This window comes from Nocardia niwae NBRC 108934 = DSM 45340, from assembly GCF_001613465.1.
GTDB lineage: Bacteria > Actinomycetota > Actinomycetes > Mycobacteriales > Mycobacteriaceae > Nocardia > Nocardia niwae.
In genome coordinates, this window is sequence record NZ_BDCK01000063.1 from 1 (window position 1) to 19474 (window position 19474).

The 19474-nt window shown below is 68.7% G+C and carries 18 protein-coding genes and 1 tRNA gene; 9 read left to right on the forward strand and 10 right to left on the reverse strand.

All coding sequences use genetic code 11. From position 1 onward, the window contains the following. The 3 genes from NNI01S_RS32370 to NNI01S_RS35635 form a co-directional block, all read right to left on the reverse strand. Positions 1 to 1522, reverse strand: a 1522-nt coding sequence (locus NNI01S_RS32370; RefSeq protein WP_157115153.1) for a non-ribosomal peptide synthetase, incomplete at its 3' end; no start/stop codon positions are given. Between the two features lie 293 nt (positions 1523 to 1815). Then, complete coding sequence (locus tag NNI01S_RS32375; protein WP_063025275.1) at positions 1816 to 2799, reverse strand: helix-turn-helix domain-containing protein; 984 nt, start codon at positions 2797 to 2799, stop codon at positions 1816 to 1818. 143 nt (positions 2800 to 2942) lie between these two features. Further along, a complete protein-coding gene (locus tag NNI01S_RS35635) occupies positions 2943 to 3818 on the reverse strand; it encodes a M23 family metallopeptidase (RefSeq protein WP_063025277.1) in 876 nt (291 codons plus the stop codon). Between the two features lie 188 nt (positions 3819 to 4006). Here NNI01S_RS35635 and NNI01S_RS32385 point away from each other — a divergent pair, with 188 nt between their 5' ends. From NNI01S_RS32385 to NNI01S_RS32395, 3 genes are all read left to right on the forward strand, one after another. Continuing rightward, positions 4007 to 5071 (forward strand): nitronate monooxygenase, encoded by a 1065-nt coding sequence (locus tag NNI01S_RS32385; RefSeq protein ID WP_174554546.1) that lies wholly within the window; start codon positions 4007 to 4009, stop codon positions 5069 to 5071. A 60-nt stretch (positions 5072 to 5131) separates the two neighbouring features. After that, the gene (locus tag NNI01S_RS32390; RefSeq protein WP_063025279.1) at positions 5132 to 5524 is read left to right on the forward strand and encodes an SCO5389 family protein; all 393 of its coding nucleotides are present in this window, start codon (positions 5132 to 5134) and stop codon (positions 5522 to 5524) included. 123 nt (positions 5525 to 5647) lie between these two features. Beyond that, positions 5648 to 6196, forward strand: coding sequence for an HD domain-containing protein (locus tag NNI01S_RS32395; protein ID WP_063025281.1), 549 nt, complete (start codon positions 5648 to 5650; stop codon positions 6194 to 6196). A 15-nt stretch (positions 6197 to 6211) separates the two neighbouring features. Here the strand turns inward: NNI01S_RS32395 and NNI01S_RS32400 are convergent, their stop codons facing one another. The 4 genes from NNI01S_RS32400 to NNI01S_RS32415 form a co-directional block, all read right to left on the reverse strand. Then, positions 6212 to 7849 (reverse strand): long-chain fatty acid--CoA ligase, encoded by a 1638-nt coding sequence (locus NNI01S_RS32400; protein WP_063025283.1) that lies wholly within the window; start codon positions 7847 to 7849, stop codon positions 6212 to 6214. Positions 7850 to 7878: 29 nt separating this feature from the next. Then, a complete protein-coding gene (locus NNI01S_RS35105) occupies positions 7879 to 8022 on the reverse strand; it encodes a hypothetical protein (protein ID WP_157115154.1) in 144 nt (47 codons plus the stop codon). Positions 8023 to 8605: 583 nt separating this feature from the next. After that, the gene (locus NNI01S_RS32410; protein WP_063025287.1) at positions 8606 to 9622 is read right to left on the reverse strand and encodes a cation diffusion facilitator family transporter; all 1017 of its coding nucleotides are present in this window, start codon (positions 9620 to 9622) and stop codon (positions 8606 to 8608) included. Continuing rightward, positions 9619 to 10014: an ArsR/SmtB family transcription factor gene (locus NNI01S_RS32415; protein ID WP_063025289.1), complete on the reverse strand. Its 396-nt coding sequence runs from the start codon at positions 10012 to 10014 to the stop codon at positions 9619 to 9621. Before NNI01S_RS32415 ends, NNI01S_RS32410 begins: the two co-directional genes overlap by 4 nt. Before the next feature lie 549 nt (positions 10015 to 10563). Here NNI01S_RS32415 and NNI01S_RS32420 point away from each other — a divergent pair. From NNI01S_RS32420 to NNI01S_RS32435, 4 genes are all read left to right on the forward strand, one after another. Further along, on the forward strand, positions 10564 to 11706 hold the full coding sequence (locus NNI01S_RS32420; protein WP_063025291.1) for an acyl-CoA dehydrogenase family protein: 1143 nt from the start codon (positions 10564 to 10566) through the stop codon (positions 11704 to 11706). Positions 11707 to 11784: 78 nt separating this feature from the next. Beyond that, positions 11785 to 13251: a flavin-containing monooxygenase gene (locus NNI01S_RS32425; RefSeq protein ID WP_063025293.1), complete on the forward strand. Its 1467-nt coding sequence runs from the start codon at positions 11785 to 11787 to the stop codon at positions 13249 to 13251. A 74-nt stretch (positions 13252 to 13325) separates the two neighbouring features. After that, on the forward strand, positions 13326 to 14132 hold the full coding sequence (locus NNI01S_RS32430; protein ID WP_063025295.1) for a hypothetical protein: 807 nt from the start codon (positions 13326 to 13328) through the stop codon (positions 14130 to 14132). Positions 14133 to 14222: 90 nt separating this feature from the next. Then, positions 14223 to 14298, forward strand: a tRNA-Arg gene (locus NNI01S_RS32435). A gap of 478 nt (positions 14299 to 14776) precedes the next feature. Here the strand turns inward: NNI01S_RS32435 and NNI01S_RS32440 are convergent. From NNI01S_RS32440 to NNI01S_RS32450, 3 genes are all read right to left on the reverse strand, one after another. After that, entirely contained in the window at positions 14777 to 15475 is a 699-nt protein-coding gene (locus tag NNI01S_RS32440) for a DUF998 domain-containing protein (RefSeq protein ID WP_169813055.1), read from the reverse strand. A gap of 70 nt (positions 15476 to 15545) precedes the next feature. Then, positions 15546 to 16403: a helix-turn-helix domain-containing protein gene (locus NNI01S_RS32445; protein ID WP_063025299.1), complete on the reverse strand. Its 858-nt coding sequence runs from the start codon at positions 16401 to 16403 to the stop codon at positions 15546 to 15548. Between the two features lie 71 nt (positions 16404 to 16474). Next, a complete protein-coding gene (locus tag NNI01S_RS32450) occupies positions 16475 to 17101 on the reverse strand; it encodes a TetR/AcrR family transcriptional regulator (RefSeq protein WP_063025301.1) in 627 nt (208 codons plus the stop codon). A gap of 97 nt (positions 17102 to 17198) precedes the next feature. On the opposite strand from NNI01S_RS32450, the gene NNI01S_RS32455 reads away from it, so the two are divergent. Both NNI01S_RS32455 and NNI01S_RS36440 read left to right on the forward strand, forming a co-directional pair. After that, complete coding sequence (locus NNI01S_RS32455) at positions 17199 to 18767, forward strand: FAD-dependent monooxygenase (RefSeq protein WP_063025302.1); 1569 nt, start codon at positions 17199 to 17201, stop codon at positions 18765 to 18767. A 490-nt stretch (positions 18768 to 19257) separates the two neighbouring features. Beyond that, positions 19258 to 19383, forward strand: a complete 126-nt coding sequence (locus NNI01S_RS36440) for a hypothetical protein (RefSeq protein WP_281180715.1) — start codon at positions 19258 to 19260, stop codon at positions 19381 to 19383. Positions 19384 to 19474: the final 91 nt, after the last annotated feature.

The window sequence follows — 19474 nt, forward strand, 5'->3', positions numbered from 1 at the left end:
CCATGATCGAGGCGGGAATCATGTACGCGGGCAGCGACTCGGCGATGAACTCGGTGAGCGCGTCGGTGTCCACGTCGGCTCCCGGTCGCGGCAGCACATAGGACACCAGCGCGGTCGCGCCCGACGGCAGCGACTTGCCCAGGGTGGCCGCGAAGTCGATGTCTCGGTGGCCGGTGAGCGCGTTGTCGATCTCACCCAGTTCGATACGGAAGCCGCGGATCTTCACCTGGAAGTCCGAGCGGCCCAGGTATTCGATGACACCGCCGTCCTGGCCCGCGGACTCGGCGCGGCGCACCAGGTCACCGGTGCGGTAGAGCCGCGCTCCGGGGTTGCCGGTGTCGGCGCCGAACGGGCTGGCGACGAATCGCTCCGCGGTCAGGCCCGGCCGGTTGAGGTAGCCCTGCGCCAGCGCGGGGCCGGACAGATACAGCTCGCCGACCACACCGGCAGGCACCGGCCGAAGCCGCGAGTCCAGCACGAACGCGCCGACTCCCGGGATGGCCGTGCCGATCGTGATGGGTTCGCCCGGCGACATCGGCGGCGTGCTGGTGGCCAGGATCGTCGCCTCGGTGGGCCCGTAGCCGTTGTAGAACTCGCGCTCGGCCGACCAGCGGCCGACCAGTTCGGGGCCGAACTTGTCACCGGCAACCACCACGGCCTGCAGGTCGTCCAGTCCCGCCGGGTCGACCGACTCCAGAGCGCCCGGCGTGATGAGCATGTGCGTGACGTGCTCGCGGCGCAGCAGATCGGCCAGCTCGAAACCGCCGAACACCGACGGCGGCGCGATGACCAGCGTCGCGCCGGAGGAGAAGGCCAGCAGCAGTTCGAGCACCGAGACGTCGAAGTTCGGCGAGCAGACGTGCAGCACGCGCGACTCCTCGGTCACGCCGTAGTGCTCGCGCTCGGCGGCGACCAGCCCGGCCAGGCCGCTGTGGGTCACCACGACGCCCTTCGGCTTGCCGGTGGACCCGGAGGTGTAGATGACGTAGGCGGGGTGCCGCTCGTCCAGCGGGCGGACCCGGTCGGTGTAGGAGATGGGGTGCTCCGGGCGCGCGGCGATGCGCGCGGCCTGCACCGGGTCGTCCAGCTCGATCCAGTACACGCCGGTGCCGAGCACCGGGCGGTGCGCCGAGGTGGTCAGGCCCACCGTGGCGCCGGAGTCGGCGACGATGTGGTTGATCCGGTCGGTGGGATAGGTCGGATCCACCGGCACGTAGGCCGCGCCGGTCTTGGCGATCGCCCAGACGGCGAGCACCGACTCCACGCTGCGGGAGATCCCGATGGCGACCACGTCGCCGGGCCCGACGCCACGCTCGATCAGCTCCCTGGCCAGTCGCGAGGACGCCGCGTCCAGTTCGGCGTAGGTGAGCTCCCGATCGTCGGCCGGATCTCCCGTCGGGTTGAACCGGATCGCGACCTCGGTGGCGGCGGACTCGACCGCGGCGGTGAGCAGTTGCGCGAAGAGCGGACTGCCCGACCTGCGGCGACGGCTACCGCGAGCAGAGCGACGGGCGGTTTCCATTCGAGTGCATTCACCTCTCGCATCGAGCCAGGACCCGGGCCGTACCCTGCTCAGGGTTCGTTATCCGGGGCCAGCGCGGACCGAGCAATCATATAGGGGCTTGACTGCCCAACCCGCGCGCTGTATCGGATTGCCGCGGCTGCCGTCGGTGCGGTCCGCGTCCCCCTTCGGTGCTGCTGTCCTCTCTTCGGACGCCGCCCACTCCCCATGGAATCGGTGTCTTGCTTGACGCCTGCCGTTATATCGGCGCGAAGCGCGCCATGTTGCAGGACTCCCTCGATCGGTGAGCTTGCTCACAACCAGCCGCGCCGGGTGGCCTGCACCCCCGCCTGGAATCTCGTGCTCGCCCCGAGGCGCTCCAACAGCCGGGCGGTCCGGCGGACCACCGTGCGCCGGGACATGCCGAGCCTGCGCGCGATCGTGTCGTCGGTGGCGCCCAATCCCATCAGGGTCAGAATCGCGCGATCGCGTTCGTCCAGCGCCTCCGCGGACGGATTCACCGAGATGGGCGCGGCCATCGTCCACAGGACGTCGAAGGTCTTGATCAGCAGCTCGAGCGTGGGGGAACCGGTGATGCGCAGACCCATCGGGTCGGGCCTGCGTTCGTCGGCGTGCAGCACCAGGCTGGCCCGCTCGTCATCGCTGATGATCAGTTTGAACGGCGGATCCGGCAGGGTTCTGGCCTGCGCGCCGCTGGCGTTGGTGGACAGCGCGTACCGCAGCCGCTCCGGATCCTGGTAGACGGTGTCCTGGTACAGGGTTTGGTAGCGGATCCCGTCACCGAGCCTGGCGCGTTTGAGCTCGAACAGCTGGCGTTCGCGTTCCGGATCGCTGAGATAGGGGCCGCGCTCGACCAACTTGACGCAGCTGCGCGCACCGGTCTGCATCTCCTCGAAATCCGCCAGCATCTCGAGGCGCTCGTAAACCGGCACGACCGCGCCGTTGCCGCGGGGCGAGCGGCGCACCGAGCGGAACGTCTCGCTCAACCGCGCCGCGGCGGCGTGCATCTGATTGATCTCCTGTTGCCTGCGCCGTGCCTCGGCTTCGGACAACGATTCCGGCGCGTGCGCGTCCCACAGCGGTTCGCCCTCGGGCGACTCGACGCGGACCGCGGCGCGCACTTCACACAAGACATCCAACGACTCCGCGGCGAGGTCTTCCGAAACGCCCAGGTACTGCGCGATATCGGCGAGACTCGATTGCGGATGGTGCACCAGCACGGCGTAGACGCGGCCGTGCGGCGACCCAGGCTCGAAGATGTCGCCCAGCTCGATCACGGCCCGAGCCTAGCGACCGACCGGTGCCTATTGGGCGGTTCTCCGAGACCCGGACGCGAACCGCTTCCCGCGTCACCAGGACACGGGAAGCTTCGCTGCGCGCAACCATGCGCTGATCGGAATATCAAGCCGGACAGGGGATATCAGTGGGCGGACGGGCCCCACTCCATGGGCACGCCCTTGGCTGCCAGGTAGGGCAGCGGGTCGATTTTGGCGCCGGACTGGTCCCAGATCTCCAGGTGCAGGTGCGGACCGGTGGACTGGCCCCGGTTGCCGACGGTGGCGATCACGTCGCCCGCGTTCACCCGCTGGCCCGCGTGCACGAACATCTCGTTCACGTGGCCGTAGACCGCGGTGGTGCCGTCGTCCTGCAGCACGCGCACCCACAAGCCGAAACCGGAGGCGGGCCCCGCCTCGATCACGGTGCCGTTGCTGACCGAGTGGATGGGCGCGCCCAGCGCGTCGGCGAAGTCGAGGCCGTAGTGCATGGCGCCCCAGCGGCTGCCGAAGCCGGAGCTGATCCCGCCGGCCACGGGGCGCACGGCGGGCGCCGGTGCGACCTGCTGCTGTACGCCCTTGAGGGCCTCCTCGGCCTGGGCCAGGGGAGCCGCGATCTCCGGGGGAAGATTGGGGATGCCGAACGGAGCGGCGACCGGGGCCGCGATCTGGCCCGCGACCGCGACGGGCTCCGGCGCGGGCTGCGCGACCGGCTCGGCGGCGGCCTTCGCCTCGGCGACGGGCAGGATGCTCGTACCCTTCACGGTGGCGGGCGCGGCCTGCTGCTCCTCGTCGGCGTCGTGCGAACCCGGCAGCAGCGGCGCGGCGTAGGCCAGCGCGGGAGCGACCTGGCTGGCCGCGCCGATCAGCGCGCCCGCCGCGACAGCGGCGGTGGCGGCGGCCTTCACGCGCTCGGTAGCGGACGGTTCGGCACGGTGCCGCGTCGGACGGCCCGTTTCGCCGCCCTCGCCGAGGAGGCTCTGGACGGTAATGGAACTGGGGCCAACACGGTGCTGCGACAAAGCTGAATCCTTGGTCGTACAACTGGGTCCCGGATGCCGAAGCCCGAGCCGAGCCGGTTCTATAACGATCCGGTGACGCCGAGCGGATAACGGTTTGGCATCCGTCGTGACGGGAACTCTACCTCGTCGTGACCATTCCGCAACCTTCCGGCGGAAAAACGCTGGTGAGGCCTGAGTCACATGTCCAAATGCGCGAGAATCGGACCGTGATCCTGGACCACTTGGACGTTCCGATCGTGCTGGCCCCCATGGCGGGTGGCCCCTCCACTCCCGGACTGACCGCCGCGGTCGCCGAGGCGGGCGGTTTCGGCCAGCTGGCCGCCGGCTATCTGAGCGCCGCCGACACCGCCGCCCGGATCGCGGCCACCCGCGCGCTCACCGGCAAGCGGTTCGGCGTGAACCTCTTCGTACCGGGGCCCCCGACTCCCGTCGCCGAGCTCTCGGACTATCTCGCCGAACTCGGCGCCGACCACCAGCTCGGCGATCCACGCTTCGACACCGACGACTGGGACGCCAAGCTCGATCTGCTCGCCGCCGATCCGGTCGCCGCGGTGTCCTTCACCTTCGGCTGCCCCGCCGCGGCGGACATCGAGCGGCTGCACGCCGCCGGTTCCGAGGTCTGGGTGACCGTCACGTCGGTCGACGAGGCGCGCGTCGCGGCGGAGGCGGGCGCCGACGTGCTCATCGCCCAGGGGGCCGAGGCCGGCGGGCACCGCGCGACGTTCGTGGATCGCCCGGCCGACGACGCCGCCGACCCGCTCAGCCTGCTGGCGCTGCTACAACTGCTCACCGCCGCGACCGACCTGCCGCTGGTGGCCACCGGGGGCCTCGCGACGGGCGCGGGCATCGCCGCCGCGCTCGCGGCGGGCGCCGCGGCCGCGCAACTGGGCACGGTATTCCTGCGCTGCCCCGAAGCGGGCACCAACCAGGTGCACCGCACCGCGTTGGCCACCGACACCCCGACGATGCTCACGCGCGCGTTCACCGGACGCAGGGCGCGCGGGTTGCGCAACCGATTCCTGCTGCGACACACCGCCACCGCGCCGGTCGGATACCCGGAGATCCATTACGCCACCGCCCCGCTGCGGGCCGCCGCACGAGCGTCCGGCAACCCCGACGAGGTCAACCTCTGGGCGGGCCAGACCCATGCGCTGGCACCGGAGCTACCTGCGGGCGAATTGGTTGCGACGTTGGCCGCCGACACGAAAGCCGCACTGGAAAAAGCACTTTCGCGCCGAATCCAGCATTATTGACAACGACTTTCGATTAGACTCGGACATCGCATCGACGTCCAGCATTTGGAGGAGAGCGCCATGTCCCTTGATGTCCCCACCGCACTACTCGAACGCGCCGAGCGAGGCGAGGTCGACGACGCCGACTTCGTCGAGGTCGTGCGCACTTCCCTGCCCTACGCCTGGGAAGTGGTCAGCCGGGTGGCGGGTGAACTGAGTTCCGGTACGGCGGAATTCGCCGACAACACGATCGCTCCGCCCGACGAAACGGCGCGCGGGCAACTGTTGCGAGCCATGGCCTCCGACGCGATCCGCGGTGGACTGGAGCGGCACTTCGGCGTGAAGCTCGCTTTCCAGAACTGCCACCGGGTCGCCGCGTTCCCGCTCTCCGCGGTGGGGGGCGAGACCTACACCACGTTCATCGGCACCCGGGCCCAGCTGCTCAACCAGAGCCCGGAACTGCGCAACTGCTGATCCACGAGCTGAACACCCGGCGCGGCAAACTGTTTCGCGGCGCCGGGTGTTCTCGTGTCCGGGGCCGCGCGCCCGCGCGTCGCCGCCCGTCGCGGCGGCCGCCTACGCGTAGGGTGAACCGCCATGAGCAGCAACGATCTTCGCGAAGAGGTCGAGGCCCGGCTCGCGCCGTGGCGGCAACAGCTCGGGGCGGATCGCGTCGCCTACACCAATCACGTCCTGCGCGTCCTGGCGCTGTGCGACCTCCTGGCCGCCGATCGGCAACCCCCGCCGAGCACCCGCGAGGAGTTCCTCACCGCGGCCGCCCTGCACGACATCGGCATCTGGTCGGCGGGCAGCTTCGATTACCTCGCGCCTTCGTGCGACCAGGCGCGCGCCTGGCTGGCGAGCATCGACCGCGACGACCTCACCGAGCTGGTGGTGCGGATGATCGACCAGCATCACAAGATCCGCCCGGCGGGCCCGCCGCACGACCCGGTGGAGATCTTCCGGCGCGCCGACGCGATCGACGTCGAGCTGGGCCTGCTCGGCCGGTTCGGGATCGCGCGGCGGAGCTATCGCGAACTGGCGAAGCGCTATCCGAACCACGGCTTCCACCGCAAGCTGGTGGCGCTGGCCGCGCGGCGGGTGCGGACCCACCCCGCGTCGCCACTGCCGATGCTGAAGTGGTGACGCGGGGCGGCGGTGTCAGGACAGGGTGGTGACGTCCAGGTCGCCGTCGGCGTACTGGCTGCGCAACCGCTTCTTGTCGAACTTGCCCACGCTGGTTTTGGGGACCTCGGCGATGAACGTCCACCGTTCGGGCAACTGCCATTTGGCGAACTTGTCGGCCAGGAACTCCCGCAACTCCTCCGGCTTGGCCTCGGCTCCCTCGGCCAGCACGATCGCCACCAGCGGGCGCTCGTCCCACTTGTCGTCCGGCACGCCGATCACCGCGGCCTCGGCGACCGCCGGGTGGGCGATCACGGCGTTCTCCAGATCCACCGACGAGATCCACTCGCCGCCGGACTTGATCACGTCCTTGGAGCGGTCCACCAGGGTCAGGTAACCGTCGGGGCTGATCTTGCCGACGTCGCCGGTGCGCAGCCAGCCGTCGTCGAACTTCTCCGGATCGACCACCGTGCCGTCGGGCGAGTAGTACGAGCCGGTGATCCACGGACCGCGCACCTGCACCTCACCCAGCGACTCACCGTCGTTGGGCACGACGCCGTCGTCACCGACCAGACGCGCCTGCACACCGGCGGGGAAACGGCCCTGAGTCACCCGGTAGGCCCACTTCTGCTCGTCGGTGACCGCGGTGGCGGGCGGATGCGCGACACTGCCCAGCGGCGAGGTCTCGGTCATGCCCCACGCGTGCAGCACCCGCACGCCGTGGGAGTCCTCGAAGGTGCGCATCATCGACGGCGGCACGGCCGAACCACCCACCACCACCGCACGCAGATGCGTGATGTCCTGCGGATTGGCCGCCAGCGCCGCCAGCACCCCACCCCAGATGGTCGGGACCGCTGCGGCGAAGGTCGGCTGCTGCGCGGCCATGCACTCCAGCAGCGGCCCCGGCTGCAGGAACCGGTCGGGCATGAGCAGATTCGACCCGGACATCAGCGCCGCGTACGGCAGGCCCCAGGCGTTGGCGTGGAACAGCGGGACGATGGCCAGGATCGTGTCGGTTTCGAACAGACCCATGCCGTTGTTGGCGGCCACCTGCATGGCGTGCAGCCAGTTCGAGCGATGTGAGTACACCACGCCCTTCGGATCACCCGTGGTGCCGGAGGTGTAGCACATCGCCGCGGCGGCGCGCTCGTCGATGACCGGGAAGTCGTAGGTGTCCGGCTGCGTGCCCAGCAACTCGGTGTAGGAGTGCACCTGCACGCCCTCGGGCGCGGTGAGAGTCGCCGCGTCGCCGTTGACCACGATGACGTGCCGGACGGTCGTCAGGTGCGGCAGGATCTGCCCGAACAGCGGCACCAGGCTGCCGTCCACCAGCACCACCTGGTCCTCGGCGTGGTTGGCCACGTAGACGACCTGCTCGGGGAACAACCGGATGTTCAACGCGTGCAGCACCGCACCCATCGCGGGCACCGCGATGTAGGCGACCAAGTGCTCGTTGTTGTTCCACATGAACGTGCCGACCCGGTCACCGACCCCGATGCCCAACGAGCGCAACGCGTTCGCCAACCGCGCCGATTCGGCGCCGACCTCCCGGTAGGTCATGGTGCGCACGCCGGTACCGGTCCACGTCGACACAGTCGAATCCCCGGCGAACGTCGATGCGTAGCGCAGCAACGTGGCCAGCGACAACGGCTCGTCCTGCATAGTGCTCAACATCGGTACTCCTTTTCTTCGGTGACTTCCCGTCAGAAAGCCAAGTCGGTTTCGGTCACCATCGGGATCCGCGATGCGATCCCGTCGAGCGATCCCACCGGGCGGGTCGCTTCGGGGTACCGAATCGGTTCGCCGCTGGTGAGCACGGCGTACGACAGCGCGCCTTCGGGAGCCACCGATGCCACGGTGCCCGTGCCGCCGCGAGAACCGAAAGCACGGGAGGTTTCGGAGCCGAGCGCGCTCCTCACGCAGCGTCGGACCCGAGGCCCGCAACGCGGACCGAGATTCGTGCGGGACATCGAACCGGTCTCGATTCCGAACCGCGGGCGCCACGTCGCGCCGATGGCGTTCGGCCACCGTGCGCCGTCGATGTTCGCCGTAACGGCAACGGGTGGGTCCGACGGCGGCGCAGACCACGTGCGCGCGATCGCGCGCTCGGCACGGTGGGGGGCGAGATCCGTCTCCGACGCGACGGCGTCGGAATCATCCGGGATGCGACGGCGTAAGACCAGGTCGGGAAGCTGAGCGAAAGTCGGTACACGCGGCGGCATGGTTCAGCACGCATCGACCATGAGCCACATCACACGGGCGATGCTACCCAACGGTAGACCGCCCCGGTCAACGCCCGCGGGCCGAATTCGCGAGCGGCCATCCGAGGGCGTGCGCCCTCAGTTTGCGCTGGTCAGGTCGGCACGGCGAACTCGGTAGCGGGAAAACGCGGTTTCGGCCGTCCCGGACCGCGACCTCGATAGCGGATCCCTATGCCCCTGGCACGAGCTCGGCGTGTGCCGGGTAGGCGTGCACCACGGCCGTATCCAGCTTGGGCACCACATGGGTAAGGGTGTGCTGGGCTTCGTGCGCGACCCGATGCGCGGCCGCGAGCGTGATCGTCGGCGCGACGTCCAATTCGACATCGGCGTGCAGCCGATGGCCGATCCAGCGCATCCGCAGGCTGCGCACGCCCTGCACGCCCGGCTCGGCGGCCAGCGCCCGCTCCGCCGCGGTGACCAAGCCGGGCTCGACGGCGTCCATCAAGCGGCGCAGCACGTCACGGGCCGCGATGCGCAACACCGCGAGAATCGCGATGGTGATGAGCAGGCCGACGATCGGATCGGCCTGCGGGAAGCCCAGCGCCACTCCCCCCGCACCGAGCAGGACCGCCAGCGAGGTGAACCCGTCGGTGCGCGCGTGCAGACCGTCGGCGACCAGCGCCGCCGAGCCGATCCGCCGCCCCACCCGGATCCGGTACAGCGCGACGGTCTCGTTGCCGAGGAACCCGACCAACCCGGCCGCGGCGACCCAGCCCACATGGTCGAGCGGCACCGGATCCAGCAGCCTGCGCACCGCCTGGTATCCGGCGACCAGCGCCGACAAGGCGATCATCGCGACGACGAACAGTCCGGCCAGATCCTCCGCACGGCCGAATCCATAGGTGTAGCGCCGGGTCGCGGCTCTGCGGCCGAGGGCGAACGCGATCCACAACGGCACCGCGGTCAGCGCGTCGGAGAAGTTGTGCACGGTGTCCGCGGCCAGGGCCACCGATCCGGACGCGGCGACGATCGCCAGTTGCAGCACCGCGGTGCAGCCGAGCACGAGCAAACTGATCTTGACCGCGCGGATGCCGAGCGCACTGGCCTCCAGCGCGTCGTCCATGCTGTCGGCGGCGTCGTGGCTGTGCGGGACGAAGATCTCCCGCAGCACGCCGAGCGCGCCCGGCCGGTGCCGGTGATGCTGCCCGGCATGGTGGTGGTGCGGGTGATGATGCCGGTGGGTCATGACGCACTCGCCTCGCCTCGGCCGGAGAACTCGCGTACAGCGGCAGCGCCGCGGTGGTGCGCGGGAACGCCGGGCCCGGCGTGCTCGGCGTTGTACACCGCGTCCACCACCAGCTGGCGGACGTGCTCGTTCTCCAGGCGATAGAAGATCGTCGTCCCAGCCCGGCGGGTGTTCACCAACCTCGCCATCCGCAGTTTGGCCAGATGCTGCGACACCGAGGACGCGGGCTTGCGAACCTGTCCGGCCAGGTCGTTCACCGACAGTTCGTGATCGACCAACGCCCACAGCACTTGGACGCGGGTGGGGTCGGCGAGCATGCGGAACGCCTCGACAACCAGGCCGACCTGATCTTCCGCGAGCGGCGGCCGCACTTCCTGATTATCTGCATTCATACGCAGATATTAGAACAGGCGACGCCACCGGGACCAGCGCTCCGGGCCGACGTGGCGGCGGCACCCCCTGCGTCGCCGCCGACACGCCGGTCGACCCCGAATCCGAACAGTTTTGTCGTAGTCGAGTGTGGCGTCGGTGCGCCAGGCGGGGGAACCGTTATCACCCGAATGAGACAAACCAATCGTGCGGGCGCACACCCGTCTTCGGTCCACCTCCGACAAAACGGCGCTGACCAGCACGAACGATCGCGGGCCTCGGCAGGATAATCGCGCACCTGTACACACAGCTGCACGTGCAGCTGGGTAGCGCGAGCCTCGCCAACTCGAACGCGCGCGCCGAGGGAGGGCGAGCCGCTCCGATCGGGCCATTCTGCACCGAATTCGTCGCCCGTGCGGGAATCGTCCCGAATCGTGATCTCCGCCTGCGCCCGGCCTGCCACGCGCCGCCGTGCGTGATCGCCGCCGCCGGGGACGACGCCGAGGACACCCGGCCTCGTCCGGTTACTGTGAATCCCGGGAAACACATCGAGCGACCGCGGAGTAGACGACATGCCAGTGGACCGAATGCTGCCCACCCCCGAGGCCGGGGATCTGCTGGAACTGACCCGCGACATCGCCGACAAGGTGCTCGAACCGCGCGTGGCCGAGTGCGAGAAGACCGGCATCTTTCCCGACGGCGTCTTCCCCGCGCTGGGCGCCGCCGGATTGCTGAGCCTGCCGTATCCGGAGGAATTCGGTGGCGGCGCGCAACCCTACGAGGTGTACCTGCAGGTGCTCGAGGAACTCGCGGCGCGCTGGGCCGCCGTGGCCGTCGCCGTCAGCGTGCACAGCCTCAGCTGCCATCCGCTGTTCGCCTTCGGCACCGACGAACAGAAGCAGCGCTGGCTGACCGGCATGCTCTCCGGCGAGACCATCGGCGCCTACAGCCTCTCCGAGCCGCATGCCGGCTCCGACGCGGCCGCGCTGCGCTGCCGCGCCACCGCGGTCGAGGGCGGCTACCGGATCACCGGAGCCAAAGCCTGGATCACCAACGGTGGCCGCGCCGACTTCTACACCTTGTTCGCCCGCACCGGCGAAGGCTCCCGCGGCATCTCCTGCTTCCTGGTTCCCGGTGACACCGAAGGACTCAGCTTCGGCAAGCCCGAGGAGAAGATGGGCCTACGCGCCGTGCCCACCACGACCGCCGCCTACGACGACGCGTTCCTGCCCGCCGAACGTCGCGTCGGCACCGAGGGCCAGGGACTTTCGATCGCCTTCAGCGCCTTGGACTCCGGCCGCCTCGGCATCGCCGCGGTCGCCACCGGCCTGGCGCAGCGCGCGCTCGACGAGGCCGTCGCGTACGCCAAGGAGCGGGAGGCGTTCGGCCGCCACATCATCGACCACCAGGGGCTCGGCTTCGTGCTCGCCGACATGGCCGCCGCCGTCGATTCCGCCCGCGCCACCTACCTCGACGCCGCCCGCCGCCGCGACGCGGGGCTGCCGTACTCGCGCCAGGCCAGCGTGGCCAAGCTCGTGGCGACCGACGCCGCCATGAAGGTCACCACCGACGCCGTCCAGGTCTTCGGCGGCTACGGCTACACCCAGGACTTCCCCGTCGAGCGCTATATGCGCGAAGCCAAGGTGATGCAGATATTCGAGGGCACCAACCAGATTCAGCGTCTGGTCATCGCGCGGCAGCTCGCCGGGAACTGACCCCGGGTGGCCGGAAATACCGATTGATTGTCCGCGGATGTCTTCGGACCTGCGGATACCGGCTCGTACCCTCGAAACATGACGACGCCGTCCATCATCATCATCGGAGCCGGATTCGGCGGGCTCGGCATGGCGCTGGAACTGCGGCGGGCCGGGTTGGACACCTTCACCATCCTGGAGCGCGCCACCGATCTCGGCGGCGTCTGGCGGGAGAACACCTACCCCGGCGCGGCCTGCGACGTGCCTTCCCCGCTGTACTCCTTCTCCTACGAGCCGAAGTCCGACTGGCCACGGCGTTTCTCCGAACAGCGGGACATCCACGCGTACATGCAGGGCGTCGCCGACAAGCACGGCCTGCGGCGCTTCATCCGCTTCGGCACCGAGGTGACCGACGCGGAGTTCGACGAGCGCACCGGCCGGTGGACCGTCCGCACGGCCGACGGCGCGCACCTGACCGCGGACGTTCTCATCCCGGCGGTGGGCCAGCTCTCGCGCCCCGCGCTGCCCAACATCCCCGGCATCGACACCTTCGCCGGCCCCGCCTTCCACTCCGCCGAGTGGGACCACGACGTCGACCTGATCGGCAAGCGGATCGCCTGCATCGGCACCGGCGCGAGCGCGATCCAGTACATCCCGCGCATCCAGCCGGATGCCGCCCACCTCACACTGTTCCAGCGTTCGGCGGCCTGGGTGCTGCCGAAAGCCGACGTCGAGTACAGCGCCCTGCACCACGCGCTGTTCAAATACTTCCCGCCCAGCCGCCTGCTCGAGCGCTTCGCCATCTGGTCCGTCTTCGAACTGCTCGCCCTCGGGCTCACCGACATTCCGGGAATCAAGACCCCCGTCATCACGCTGGCCGACCGGCACCGGGAAAAGCAGGTCCCCGACGCAGAGCTGCGCGCGAAACTGACCCCCGACTACGCGGCCGGGTGCAAGCGCGGCCTCTTCTCCAACGAATACTTCCCGGCGCTGACCCAGCCGAACGTCACCGTCGAGACCACCGCCATCGAGTCGATCACGCCGACCGGGATCCGCACCGCCGACGGCGTCGAGCACGAAGTGGACGTCATCATCTTCGGCACCGGCTTCAAAGGCACCGAGTTCCTGGCGCCGATGAACATCTACGGCCTCGGCGGCCGCAAGCTGGCCGACGTCTGGGGCGACGAAGGCGCCCGCGCCTACCTGGGGCTTTCGGTGCCCCAGTTCCCGAACCTGTTCCTGATGTACGGTCCGAACACCAACGTCGGCGCAGGCTCCATCATCTACATGCTCGAATCCCAGGCCCGCTACATCCGCCAGGTGGTGCAATACCTGACCGACCGTCCCGGCCGCTACCTCGCCGCCAGCGCCGCCACCGAGCAGCGCTGGGACGACTGGCTGCAGCAGCGGCTGAAGGACACGCCGTGGAACTTCTGCTCCAGCTGGTACCGCAACGCCTCCGGCCGGATCACCAACAACTGGCCCGGCGCGACGGTGCTCTACCGCTGGAAGACGAAAACGTTCGATCCGGCCGACTACGACGAGGCGCAAGCCGCAGCGCGCTGACCTGCAGACTCAGCCAGACCTCAGCTATCCATCAGTAAACTGGCCTGGTCCGAGGTCCAGCGGAAGAGGTGCCCATGTTGTGGCTGCTGATCGTTGTAGTGCTCGTAGTTCTTGTCGCCTTACTGGCATGGCAGACACAGCAGGGCAAACAACGCGGAGCCACGGAACTCGCCGACGCGCTCGCCGACGCCCGGCAAGTGAACGAACGACTGGGCGGCCAGGTCTACAACCTCTCCGGCAGCAACGACGCAGCCGTCCAGGCGCTCGCCGACGCCTCCGAACGGCATATCGCGGCCGGCGCACAACTCGACCAGGCCCGCACGCCCACTCAGGCACGACTGGCGAAGCAAACCGCGCTGGAAGGGCTCTACTACATCAGAGCCGCGCGGACCGCGATGAACATGGACCCGGGCCCCGCGATCCCCGCCCTCGACGGCCAGGACACCGCCGGGCAGGTCACGGAGAAGCGCGTAGTCGACTACGAGGGCAGGCAGATCGCGGCCGCCCCCGATCCCTCGGCATCCACGCCCAACTACTACCCCGGCGGCCGAGTGGCCGGGCGGCCGGTACCCGCCGGGTGGTACTCGGAACCCTGGTGGAAGCCCGCACTGATCGCCGGCGCCTGGGGCGTCGGCTCGGCCCTGCTGTTCACGTCCCTGTTCTCCGGCATGTCCGGGGTCGCCTACGGCGCGCAAGGCTTCGAGAGCGGTTACGGCGAAGGTTTCCAAGACGGCCTGGCCGCGGATGGGGGCTACGACGCGGGTGGCGACTACAACGGAGGGTACGACTCAGGCGGCGACTACGGCGGCGGCTTCGATAACGGCGGCGGTTTCGACGGAGGTGGATTCGACGGCGGCGGTTTCGACGGCGGCGGCTTCTGATCCCTCGCGATCCCCCCGCGACAGCGATGCGACTTCCAAGCCTCCCACCCGGTAGACTGCGAACGTCCCGGGCGGGCCGAGCCCACCCACGCCTTCGTAGCTCAGGGGATAGAGCACCGCTCTCCTAAAGCGGGTGTCGCAGGTTCGAATCCTGCCGAGGGCACCAAACCGCGACCACGTTTTTGCAGGTCATAACCGAATTTTGCCGTTGCAGGTTCGATTCCCCAGGAAACATTCCACCGCTCTGGATTGCTCAGCAGGCGAGGTGGACGGCGCCGCGCACAGTGAACGGGCGCCGAGACCGAACAGTACCGCCAGGGTAGACGTTTACTGACCCCACCGCCTCCCGGACGCCTCGGCCCGTGATCGGGCGCCTCGCACCCCCGGACCGGCCGATGGCTCCGGCCAGTACGGCGACAGCTGCCGTTTCGTCCACGAGGCAGTAACGGTTCCACCGCTACGCGAGCCACGAAATCTCCGGTATTCAGGGGCGCAGCGTTCCCGCCGCTGGCTCTACTTCAACAGCTGAACCAGATACCGGAGGTCGCGCCTATATGCCAACGCGGACAGCAACTTCTGCTGAACAAGTTGATGGTGTGGCACCGCTACACGGCGCCACACCATCACTCTCTTCGACACAGAACCTAGTCGACAGACACACGATGGCCCGGTCGGCGAATCAGGCGGATCGCCAGTACGGCAACCCAGCTACCGGCGGCGACGAGGCCGAGCCGCTCGATGAGCCCCGCCGGGCCGCCGTCCACCAATTTTGCAGTAAGGGCGAACGCCACGTAAGAGGCCCCGACCAGCACGCCGTTGACCGTCGAATACCAGGCCAGCGCGTGCTCTCCGTGCGCTTTATCGCGGTCGGCGAGCACGAAGCAGGCCGCCGTGAGCGAGCCGAACTGGATAATGCCGAGAAGGCTGTGCACAGCACCGTGCACCGTCAGCGTTTCCGGTTCGCCGACCGGGTAGCCCAGCGACGGGTCGGGCAGGATCGGTCCGATGGCGACGAAGGTGAGGGCGTACGCGCACAGCAGAACGGGCAGCCAGGTGGCGCCACGCCAGGTTCGCACGATCCGCCGCACCCCGGTGACAAAAGCGAGCAGAAGCAGTCCGGTGACAATGTAATTGGTGATCTGCATCCATCCGCCGGGCCCCAGCTCGAGATTGCTGTCGGGCACCACCCAGGCGTTGTAGTCGGGGCGGATGGCCCCGAGGATCAGCAGGACAACGATATTGAGCAGCGGCGCCAGGATGCCGCAGGCCAGCAATATGCGTGTGCCGGGTGAGTGCGCTTCGCCGAGTTGTGTGGGTTGTGGCTTGCCGAGGGTGTCGGTCACGACACGTGTCCTCTCGTCGTCGATCAGAGTGATCACCTCGCGTGGCGACCTGCGCCGGAGGTGACCTTCACTATCGACCGGTCGATCTGGTCGAGGCTTGGAAGAATGTTCCCCACGCGCGGTGGCGATCCAGGGCGAGGGCGGGCAGCTTGTCGGGCTGCAGTGCACCTGGTGTGCGGTCGGCGAAGATCGCCACGTCCCGGCACAGGTGAGCTTGGTCGGTGTACCCGCATATCGCGGCGACCTCGGCTGCGGGCAGGCCCGCGACCAGGCCCTCGACGGCACAACGGAATCGAACGAGCATCGCCGCCCGTTTGGGGGTGAGACCGATCTGGGTTTCGAACCGCGCCCAGAGTCGTTTACGGCTCCAGCCAACGGTTTCGGCGAGCGCGTCGACCCTCACCTGGCCGCCGCAGGCGAGAAGGTGAAGCCAGGCCGCGTTCACCTCGGGATCTGGGGTGTGTCGCGGCTTATACTGTTGGGCCAGAAACGAGTTCGCCAAGGAAAACCGTTGCTCCCAGTTCTCGGCCTGCGCGAGCTCCTCGCGTAATCGCCGCACCCGGGCTCCCCACAAGTCCTCCGCGGCGACAATGCCACCGCCCAACGCCTTTGGCGCGACGCCGAATAGCGCGTTGACCCGAGCCGGAGACAACCGGACCTCAACACACGCCGGGCCTCTGCCACGAACACGTGCGGCGGCCATGCGCAGCCCAACCACGAAGCTGCCGAGCACTTGTCGGCCGTGAGCGTCGTCGACGATCAGATCGCGGCCCCCGAATTCGATCAGGATGGCGACCGCCGTCGTCGCGGCCACTTGCAGGTCGATCAGGGCGTCGCCCATATCGCGATACCCGATCATCGACACGCCCGGCATCACGGCAACCGGGCCTGCGAAATCCCAGCCCGCGCTGGGCTGCCGGACTCCCACCCGTTCGAGGCTGTGCCCTGCCCGGTGGCGGTACCGGCCAGCGCGCGACTCGGTGACACGTCGCGCGGCGCTCACTCGCGCCCTCGGCTCTCCGCGACATCAAGTGCGGGGGCGAGCGGCGCGAGTGCGGCGCGGAGCAGGCCGGGTAGTTCGCCGGACGGCACGACAAGCGCGCTGGTCGAAGGGGATGGGCGTAACCATTGTTCGATGGCAATGCGGACCGCAGCGGTCACACCGGCCGCGAGCACACGGGCAGTGAGCGATTCGGCATCGCCGATGCGCTGGGTCATCGCGTCGGCGAGGGGATCTGCGATCGCGGTCGCGGCGCACACGAACGCCTCACGCAGCCCGGGGTGGGTAGTGATCAGCAGCAACTCGCGACCGGACTCGCTGTGGGCGGTGTACTGATCCACGATCGCGTCGATGACGGCGTCGGCGAGGCCGAGGGCGCGCCGGGCTGTCACCGCTGCCGCGACCCGTGTCCCGCGTTCGGCGGTCACGGCGGAGACAATCGCCTGCTCGCGACTGGAGAAGTAGTTGTTGTAGGTCCTCGGGGAGACGCCCGCCGCCTCGGCGATGTCGTCCACACGCACATTGTCCGGTCCGCGCTCGAGTGCCAACCGCAGCGCCGCCTCGCCCAAAGCCTGGCGGGTGGCCTGCTTTTTCTGCTCACGTAACCCAGTCCGTCGTGTTGTCACTTCACCAGCATCCCACCATAGTTGCGTGCAAGCAAAGTTGCGTGCACGCAATTTTTGGTTCTAGTCTGGCGGCGCTCTGTCACGAAGGAGGAAAACCATGACCGTCGACATTGTGATCAGCGGAGGTGGCCCGAACGGGCTCATGCTGGCCTGCGAACTCGGCCTGGCGGGGATCACGCCGATCGTGCTCGAACGACTGCCCGAACCGAGCGAGGAACCGAAAGCCAACGGCCTGCTCGGCCAGGTCGTGCGGCTGATGGACCAGCGGGGTTTGTACGAGCCGCTCAGCGCGAGCCCGGTGCCGCCACAACCGAATACCGCGTACTTCATGTTCGCCGGGATGACACTCGACCTGAGTCTGCTCGATCACAGTCCGATCTACGCGCTCGCGGCCCCGCAACACCACATCACGCGGGTACTCGAACAGCGCGCGATCGAACTCGGTGCCGTGATCCGACGCGGGCACGAGGTCGTCGGGCTCGCGCAAGACGAGGATGCGGTGACCGTGGAAGTCGTCGGTCCAGAGGGAACTTACCGGGTGCGGACCAGGTTTCTTGTCGGCGCGGACGGGGCGCGCAGCCGCACCCGCATGCTATCCGGGATCGAATTCCCCGGTGTCACCTACGACCGGGCAACCAGCCGGGCCGCGCACGCCACCGTCCCGGTCGGCTGGGTCGACCCGGCGACCGGCGCGCTGACGGTACCCGGACATGGCACTATCGAGCCGTTCCTGCCACTGCGCACCGAGCACGGCGGGTTCTCGTACGCGCCGTTCCCCGGTCAGCCTCCGCTGATCAGCACCTTGGAATGGAACCAGCCACCCACCGACGCACCAATGAGCCTCGACGAGCTCCGAGCAAGCATCCGCCGCGTCCTCGGAGCCGACCTGCCACTGGACCCACCGGCCGGTCATGGGCCGCACGTGCTGCGTCGGCTCAGCGGTGGCAACACCCGAATCGCCGACCGATTCCGGGACCGCCGTGTGTTCCTGATCGGCGACGCCGCCCACATCTACACTGCGGGCGGCGGCCCCGGGCTCAACCTCGGCCTCCAGGACGCGGCCAACCTCGGCTGGAAACTCGCCGCCGAAATCCGCGGCAACGCCCCCATCGGACTGCTCGACACCTACGACACCGAACGCCGAAAAGCCGCCTCCCGCATGGTCACCTACGCCCAAGCCCAATCCGCACTCATCGCCCCCGGCAGCGACGTCACCGCCTTACGCGAACTGTTCACCGAACTGCTGCACGACAAGGACACCGTCGCACGCCTCGCCGCCCTCACCGCAGGCGCTGACATCCGCTACGACATGGGCGGTGCCGACACTCACCCACTCATCGGCCAGTTCGCCCCGGACCTCGAGCTGACCACCCCGGACGGAACCGTCAGACTGGCCGAACTGACCAGGACCGCACGACCACTCCTCCTCGACCTGACCGACGACCATCGTCTGGCCCACGCACTGCGCGAATGGCACGACCAACTCGACATCGTCACCGCAAGCCCGCGCCACGAATCACCCACCGCCGTTCTCCTACGCCCAGACGGTTACGTCGCCTGGGCGACCGCGTCACCCCACCCCGATCTGCAGGCCGTTCACACAACCCTGCAACACTGGCTGGGACTGCGGACTGCGACCGTCAGATCAGATAAGAACCTACGATGAACAGGCGTTTTCCGGTTGCCCATGTTTTGCGTGCCCCGCCGAGGGCACCAACCTACGCCGCATTTGCGCAGGTCAGATCGATGCAAGAGAGATCAGAAACCGGCCTACGCAAGAAATCCCAGGTCACGCGTCGCAGGTTCGCCCTACGTACGAGCGACACACCGGCCAAATCCCCTGACACGCCAATCAGCCAGATCGCCTGCCGGGCTCAACAACCACCACGCCGACCGGCGCGGGTCTGAAACCAAAGCCGGTCTCCAACCCGTGACGGTTCACCCCGAGCACGAACCCTGTTCCAGAGACTGCGCACCACCCCCGAATTCCCCCGCATCTGGGAATCCACCCCCATGCAAGTCACCTACGACCGCCCCCGCCCGACACCAATCCATGTACGCACACCCGGCACCAGCGAGCCCCTCCCACTCAGCCTCGAGATCAGCGTGTCCTGTGGTTCGCACTCGATGACCGGTTCACGGTCGCACCCCTTGCCGTGTGGTCCGAACCGGGCGACCTCGATGTGAGCCGCCGGGACGACGACATCCTGGTGGGCAGCGGGCGACCGCTCGACGCACTCTGGCACGAAGACGCACCCTGGTTCTGGGAGCTCAATGCCTGAGGCTGCCGAACACAACGAGAACCGGCCAGAGTATCTGGCCGGTTCTCACGTTCCAGGCTCGCACGCTGCGCAAGGGTCCGGTGCGGACCGA